6 protein-coding genes, 2 rRNA genes and 1 pseudogene (1 of these 9 only partly in view) are annotated in these 7,500 nt (G+C 44.0%); all 9 read left to right on the top strand.

The window, feature by feature from the left end:
- A 23S ribosomal RNA gene (locus tag DC20_RS22215) occupies nucleotides 1-321 on the top strand (it extends 2,526 nt beyond the left edge of the window).
- A gap of 105 nt (nucleotides 322-426) precedes the next feature.
- Nucleotides 427-538 (top strand): 5S ribosomal RNA (gene rrf / locus DC20_RS22210).
- 172 nt (nucleotides 539-710) lie between these two features.
- Nucleotides 711-905: pseudogene (locus DC20_RS23745) on the top strand (BatA domain-containing protein); the annotation flags it as partial.
- A 96-nt stretch (nucleotides 906-1,001) separates the two neighbouring features.
- The gene (locus tag DC20_RS22205) at nucleotides 1,002-2,672 is read left to right on the top strand and encodes a hypothetical protein (protein WP_062546244.1); all 1,671 of its coding nucleotides are present in this window, start codon (nucleotides 1,002-1,004) and stop codon (nucleotides 2,670-2,672) included.
- Nucleotides 2,656-3,936 carry a dihydroorotase gene (locus DC20_RS22200; protein ID WP_062546243.1) on the top strand — a complete coding sequence of 427 codons (1,281 nt, stop codon included), beginning with the start codon at nucleotides 2,656-2,658 and terminating at the stop codon, nucleotides 3,934-3,936. The genes DC20_RS22205 and DC20_RS22200 overlap by 17 nt, the downstream gene beginning before the upstream one ends.
- A gap of 15 nt (nucleotides 3,937-3,951) precedes the next feature.
- Nucleotides 3,952-4,470 (top strand): DUF4199 domain-containing protein, encoded by a 519-nt coding sequence (locus DC20_RS22195; protein WP_062546242.1) that lies wholly within the window; start codon nucleotides 3,952-3,954, stop codon nucleotides 4,468-4,470.
- 22 nt (nucleotides 4,471-4,492) lie between these two features.
- Entirely contained in the window at nucleotides 4,493-5,032 is a 540-nt protein-coding gene (locus DC20_RS22190; protein WP_062546241.1) for a DUF4199 domain-containing protein, read from the top strand.
- Between the two features lie 8 nt (nucleotides 5,033-5,040).
- Nucleotides 5,041-6,006 carry a glycosyltransferase family 2 protein gene (locus DC20_RS22185; RefSeq protein ID WP_062546240.1) on the top strand — a complete coding sequence of 322 codons (966 nt, stop codon included), beginning with the start codon at nucleotides 5,041-5,043 and terminating at the stop codon, nucleotides 6,004-6,006.
- A gap of 3 nt (nucleotides 6,007-6,009) precedes the next feature.
- Nucleotides 6,010-7,143, top strand: coding sequence for a glycosyltransferase (locus tag DC20_RS22180; protein ID WP_062546239.1), 1,134 nt, complete (start codon nucleotides 6,010-6,012; stop codon nucleotides 7,141-7,143).
- Nucleotides 7,144-7,500 lie beyond the last annotated feature (357 nt).

Below are 7,500 nucleotides of genomic sequence, written 5' to 3'. Positions count from 1 at the left end.
AGTGGCACGCGAGCTGGGTTCAGAACGTCGTGAGACAGTTCGGTCCCTATCTGTAGTGGGCGTTGGATTTTTGAGGGGACCTGTCCTTAGTACGAGAGGACCGGGATGGACGAGCCTCTGGTGGACCTGTTGTGGCGCCAGCCGCAGCGCAGGGTAGCTACGCTCGGATGAGATAAGCGCTGAAAGCATCTAAGTGCGAAACTCACCCCAAGATGAGAAATCCCTTTAAGGGCCGTGGGAGACGACCACGTCGATAGGCGGCAGGTGTAAAGCCAGAAATGGCATAGCCGAGCCGTACTAATTGCCCGAGAACTTTCCCGCCACCAAAAAGGCGCGTACCCTGGTGTTCTCTCTTTTCCCAAGTATATCAAAGCACCCCCCGACATCATTGACACTCGCCCCCGAAAGGGAGGAGAAACGGAAAATAATGGTGGCTATGTCGCGGGTGTCCACCTCTTCCCATTCCGAACAGAGAAGTTAAGCCCCGCCGAGCCGATGGTACTGCGGTCACACGCGGGAGAGTAGGTAGCCGCCAACCCCACCTAAACAGCCCACCCCTCTAGAAGAGACGGTGGGCTGTTCTGCGTTTTACAGGGGGTAAATCAATTCATTATTTTCCCTTCATAGAGAAAAGGAGCTTATCACTTGAGCATCTTATAATAAGTTTAAGGAGCAAATAGTTATCTTCACGGATAAACGTATTTTACTAGATGCTTCCTCTTTTGACTGGGACTGCAATAGCAGCAGTACTTTTAGTATTCATTCACTTCTTCGGATTAAGGCTCAGGCAAAAGCTTGACTTCTCTCATATACAGTTTTTGAATGCTTTAATTTCAAAAACCAGCTCTGTCCGGAAAATCAATAACTACTTACTTCTTTTCTTAAGGCTTCTTTTTATAGGAGCAGCCCTTACAGCAGTTCTTTTATTTTTAGATCAAAGAAGAAAAGGACTATCTCATGCTGAAGGACCAGCTCAAGTTCTTGTAGATTCCTCCTGGAGTATGCAGAGTTCTTCTTCAGAGAAAGGAGTCTCTAAGTTAGAAGCGGCTATGGACGCTGCTTCAGACCTTTCAATGGATAATCGTCTTGCCTCTTCTACTAATATATCTGGTCTTAGAAGTGATTCTCTTAATCTTGGTAGCAGTAGTAATCAGTTTTTGTCCCCGCAGGAGGGGATCAGCAAAATCACCAATCAACGGAGATCAAGCCAAACCTATATAGTTTCTGACTTCCAAAGGTCTACCTTCTCTCCTGAAGTTCTAACTGATTTGCCAAAAGAGCAGGCTATTACTCTAGTTTCTCTTTCAACAACAGACATTCCTAACTTATATATAGATTCAGTATGGCTGGAGCAACCTGTTTTGCTGCCTAATTCTTTAGCTGGCATTTCTGTTAGAGTAGCAGGTAGTAATCTTGATGAAAGTAACCAGGTGAAGGTAACTGCTTCTGAGGATGGTAAACTCTTAGGAGCAACACAGGTTCTTTTGGAACCAGGCAACAAAGCAATCGCCCACTTCAAAATCCCTTTAGCCAGTGGTACTGCTCAGCAAATTACTTTTGAAGTAGAAGATCCAACTACTTCTTATGATAATCAATATTTTATAGTTCTACCTGAACCCTCCTCCGTTCAACTTAAACTTAATAGAGCTCAAGGGCAGAATGACCCCATCGCCCAGGCGTACAAAGCGGAGCCAGCTTTTGTTTTCTCCAGTGATGTGACACGGCCTAACGGGTTATGGGTAGTAGACATTCCGGCTGGAGCATCTTCAAGGTTGATTCAACAAATTTATGATTGGATAGGAAGAGGAGGAAACGTTCTGTTAATTCCTTCAGCAACTGCCTCTCAAAAAGGAGCCGTAGATTTCTTAGCCAAGATAGGTTTAAAAGGCATTAGTGAAGAAAGTCAGGAGACAGGGCCAAAACCGTTGATACAACCAGATTTGTCAGATGCCTTTTTCAGGCAAGTTTTTGAAAAAGAGGTCAAAAACATGAAAATGCCTGAAGCCAAACCGGTATTAACCTGGCGAAGTTCTTTTCACAACATCTTGAAGTTTACAGACAATACTCCCTTCCTAAGTACTTTCAGAATAGGGAAAGGGAACGTTCATTTATTTGCCTCACCAATCAACAATGCCTCCTCGTTTGTAGCCCACCCTTTATTTGTTCCGGTGTTGTACCAGCTAGCATTATCTTTTGATGTATCCAGAACTGTTCTGGCGCACCAGGCAAACAGAGGTACTATCAACATTCCTCTGGAGAATGAGGTAGTCTCCAAGCAACCTTATTCTTTAACAATGGGAGATCAGTCTTTTATTCCAGATCAGAGGGTAAGACAGGATATGCTGCACATGACCTTGCCTAATGATGTTTCCACGCCGGGTTTTTACACCTTGGTAAGAGAAGGCAAAGCTATCTCTACCATCGCTCTGAATATCCCCAGAGAAGAATCCAGGTTGGAAGGATACACTGTTGAAGAGCTGAAGGAAATTTTAGCGGGCCACGGAGATAATGTACAGGTAATAGAGCCTAAGGAAACTGTTTCCTTGCAAAAACAGCTGCAAACAGAAGCAAGTGGCGCATCCCTTTGGAAATATTGCCTAATATTGTGTTTTCTGTGCCTCGTGATAGAGGCCGTCATTTTAAGCGCTAAAAAAAGTGGATCTGTTATTTAAAGCGGTTACCATTGTTGACTCCTCTTCATCTCTGGACGGTCAAACGGTAGATATCCTGTTGAAAGATGGTCGTATCCAGCAAATAGCTTCTGGGATTGAGGACGAAAACGCACAAATAGTTTCTGAACGAGGATTGCACTGCTCTCTAGGCTGGTTTGATTTGAGCGCTTTTACCGGAGAGCCAGGCTTTGAAAACCGGGAGACGCTGGAGAATTTCACAAAAGCTGCAGCCTTTGGTGGATTTACGGAAGTGGCTTGTCTTCCCAACCTGGAACCTATAATCCAGACCCGATCTGCCATAGAATACTTTAAACATAAATCTTCCTACGGTCCTGTTAAGCTACACGCCATTGCAGCTATCACGCATAATCTTGATGGGAAAGATTTGTCTGAGGTCTTAGACTTGAAGGCTGCGGGAGCCATTGCGTTTTCAGAGGGAGCCGATTCTTTGCAGGCAGAAGATACTGTTTTAAAAGCATTGGAGTACCTGAAGCTTTTTGGGGGAGTTTTGATAAATCGCCCGGAAAACAAGAAAATAGCTAACGGTGGCCACATGCACGAGGGCACCACCAGTACCCGGCTGGGGTTGAAAGGGATTCCTTCCCTTGCGGAAGAAGTGCAGGTGGCCCGTGATCTTCAATTGCTCCAGTATACTGACGGAAGACTTCACCTATCCCAATTGTCTACTGCCGCTGGAGTAAAGGCCGTAAGAAAAGCCAAGCAACATGGACTAAACGTTACCTGTGATGTGGCTGCTCATCAATGCGCCTTCACAGATCAAATGGTCCAACCGTTTGACACCAATTATAAAGTAAGCCCTCCGTTCAGAGGAGAAGAAGACAGGCAAGCCATTCTGGAAGGCTTGCAAGACGGAACCATTGACACTCTTGTCTCTGGCCATACTCCCTGGAACGAAGAAGCAAAAGAACTGGAATTCGATTTGGCCGAGGCTGGAATCATTGGTCTGCAAACAGCATATTCTGTTGCCAATGAAACTTTGGCATCTCACTTGTCCAGTAAAGCACTCATAGAGAAGCTAACCGTTGGTTCCAGAAACATTGTTGGCCTACCCTTGCCTTCCTTAACAGAAGGCGCTCCTGCTAACCTGACCTTCTTCCACCCAACTAAAACCTGGATTTTCGACGAGAAACTAAATGCGTCAGCTGCAAAGAACACTCCTTTCTTTGGGCGTGAGTTGACAGGATGTGTGTTTGGCACTTATGTAAACGGACAGTTTACCTCTAACCCAGCTTATCAAAACTAGAGAAGGGTTCATATAATGTTTGATAAAGCTGTTGTAAATACCGCCATTAAATATGGCGTCACAGGAGGAATCGTAAGCTTTGCTTATATTTTGATTCTCGCGTTGATCGGGTTTGAGAACCCTTATGATAACACCAGTGAGTATTCCTCCACCTTAGTTTTCGGGTCGGTTTTCATTTTTCTGGCCATAAAATACTTTAAGAAGTTTCACGACTCAGAGTTGGGATTTGGTAAAGCTTTTAAGGTAGGGTTTGTGACCGTTTTCTTTCTAGCGTTCACTTCTGCCATGCTGCTGTGCATCTATTCATTTTTGGCGGGCGAAGAGTTGATCAAAGAATATATTATATTGAGTCAGAAACGGATGGAGTTAACAAGGCAAGAGTTAACGCAGATGATGGGAGAAGTGAATTACAAAAACGCTTACCAGAGGCTGAACCAGTTAAACGCTTTTACCTTGGCGCAAATTAGCTTCGTGAACCGGATGGTGGCGGGTTTCTTTATTAGTATCGTTTTAGGCGTATTTTTTAGAAAATAACTCAAGAACCAAATCCATAACCATGAACGAACAAGCGACCATGCACGAGCCAACTGTTACCCCTACATCTGTAGGCGTGCGTTATGGGTTTATAGCTGGTTTCAGTCTTATCATAGTAAGTCTGATTTTTATGCTCTTAGAACGATCTACCAATAGTACCTTAGCTCAAGTACTGTCTTTTTTGATTTTAGGAGGAGGAATTGTAGCAGCATACCTTTACTTCAAAGAACATAATCACAGCTATATGTCCTATGGACAAGGGCTTGGTATTGGGGCTATTTTAGGAAGTATTGCAGGTGTTCTAGGTGGTGTATTTTCAGCTATCTATACTACCTTCATTGATAATACTATCCTAGAAAAAGCCATGGAAATGGAAGTGCAGAAAATGGAAGAGCGAGGTTTGTCTGATGAGCAAATAGAAAAAGCTGTAGAGGTGGCGCAAATGTTTTCCGGGCCATTGGCTATGATTATCTTGAGTATTTTACTTTATACCATTGGTGCTTTCTTTTTGTCTCTCATTATTGCGGCTATCATGAAGAGAAACCGTCCAGAGTTTGAGTAAGAAATTTCATGCAGAACAGAGTAGATATTTCTGTGGTAATACCACTTCTTAATGAGGCAGAGTCACTGCCAGAGCTTACCCAATGGATAAACCGTGTGATGGTATCGCACGGTTTTCTTTATGAGGTTCTTTTGATTGATGATGGCAGTACTGATACTTCCTGGAAAGTGATTCAGGAGTTATCTCTGCAGGATCAAAACATCAAAGGCATTAGGTTCAACCGTAACTACGGCAAATCAGCGGCCCTCAATGTAGGGTTCAGAGAAACGCTGGGCAGGGTAGTCATCACTATGGATGCAGATTTGCAGGACAGCCCAGACGAAATTCCGGATCTCTATAGAATGATTGTGGAAGAAGGGTATGATCTGGTTTCAGGCTGGAAAAAGAAGCGTTATGATCCGCTTAGCAAAACCTTACCCACTAAATTATTCAACGCTGCTACCCGCAAAATTTCTAAAATCAAACTCCATGATTTTAACTGTGGCTTGAAAGCCTATGATGAGCGGGTAGTGAAGAACATTGAGGTGTATGGTGAAATGCACCGCTATATACCTGTGATTGCGAAATGGAACGGTTTTAGCAAAATTGGGGAGAAAGTAGTACAACACCGGGAGCGAAAATACGGCACCACCAAGTTCGGGTTAGAGCGTTTTGTCTATGGTTTCCTGGACCTGATGTCTATTTCATTTGTCTCCAGGTTCAAGAAGCGCCCTATGCACTTCTTCGGGAGCCTTGGTACTATTTCTTTCCTGATTGGTTTTCTAATTACCTCTTGGTTAGTAATTGAGAAGATGTACTACTCTTTCCAAAACCAGGCCGTAAGAAACGTGACAGATCAACCTTTGTTCTTTCTGGCCTTGGTAGCCGTAATTGTGGGCGTGCAGTTGTTTTTAGCTGGCTTTCTGGCCGAGATGGTTTCCCTGGTTGGAAGAAGGAAAGATGAATACCTGATCAGAGATAACATCGGGTTTTAATTCATGGCCTATATTGTTATTGTTGGTCCTGCTTTCCCTTTCAGGGGAGGAATAGCTGCTTCCACTGAAAGCCTTGCCCGCACTTGGCAACAGATGGGGCACCGAGTAGAAATCTTCACCTTTACTACCCAATATCCTTCTATACTTTTCCCAGGCAAGTCACAGTATGTAGAAGGACCAGCCCCTCAAGATTTGGTCATTCACCAGGAACTCAGTTCCATCAATCCATTTACCTGGGTTCGTCTCGGTTATAAGATCAAGAAGAAAAAGCCAGATGTCGTTTTGCTACGGTATTGGTTACCGTTCATGAGCCCGAGTTTAGGTACAGTCGCCAAAATCATCAGAGGCAACAAGCAAACAAAGCTGGTGGCACTCACAGATAACATAGTGCCACATGAAAAGCGGCCCGGGGATATAGCCTTAACGAAGTATTTTGTAGATGCCTGTGATGCCTTCGTCACTATGTCGGCTACCGTTACCAAAGAGCTGAAGCAGTTCAATAAGAGCAAACCCGTTGTTAGTAGTCCACATCCCATCTATGATACCTATGGTCAGAAGATGTCAAGGGGAGAGGCATTGCAAGAACTTAACCTTCCGGAAGGGAAGTACCTTCTCTTCTTTGGGTTCGTAAGATATTATAAAGGTTTGGACATCCTGCTACAAGCTATGAGAGATCCACGGCTACAGGAGAGAGGTATTAAGTTGATAGTAGCAGGAGAGTATTATGAATCTCCAGAAGTTTATAAACAGATTATAAAAGAGGGCAACCTACAAGACAGGGTTATTCTCCACACCGAGTATATTCCTCATGACAAAGTAAAAGCTTACTTCTCCATAGCAGATTTAGTAGTACAACCTTATCGGCACGCGTCCCAAAGCGGAGTCACTCAAATAGCCTATCATTTTGAAGTGCCTATGATTGTTACGAAAGTAGGTGGACTAGTAGAAATGATACCGGATACCAAGGTGGGGTATGTAGTGGACGTTTCTTCCGAAGCGATTGCTGATGCTATAGAGAGATACTATCTGGAAGATAAATCTGAAGAGATGGTTAAGTTTATACAAGAGGAGAAGAAGAAATATACCTGGGAGGCATTAGCAACAGCCATCACAGAAGTAGCAGGAATGAAAACATAAACTGAACTTCTAAGCCAAGTAGATAAACATAGAAAAATGGAGGCATGGTTTAGAATACCGTGCCTCTTTTTTCTGCCCAGTCCGGGAACTTCCAGCCACCCCATCATGGTTTCCACACAGGCGCCAGTTGGGTGCCAAAGTAGAGGGATAAGCCCATAGGATAGTAGACAAAAAAATTATCCTGCTGGGAACTCCCTGACCCAGAACTTAGTTACGTCTTAGGCTGCGCTGAACAGGGGCAAACCTCAAAGCAGGCCCTTGTAAACAGCAAATTTCTTATTACCTTTGCAGCCCCTTCAACAGGAAGGGTTCTTCGGAGAGGTTGTCTTAAAAAGAACAGTCTTGGGAAGCGAAAAA

The sequence above is a fragment of the Rufibacter tibetensis genome (assembly GCF_001310085.1).
Classification (GTDB): Bacteria; Bacteroidota; Bacteroidia; order Cytophagales; family Hymenobacteraceae; genus Nibribacter; species Nibribacter tibetensis.
Note: the sequence above shows the minus strand (reverse complement) of the source record. Positions and strands in the feature narration are given on the sequence as shown.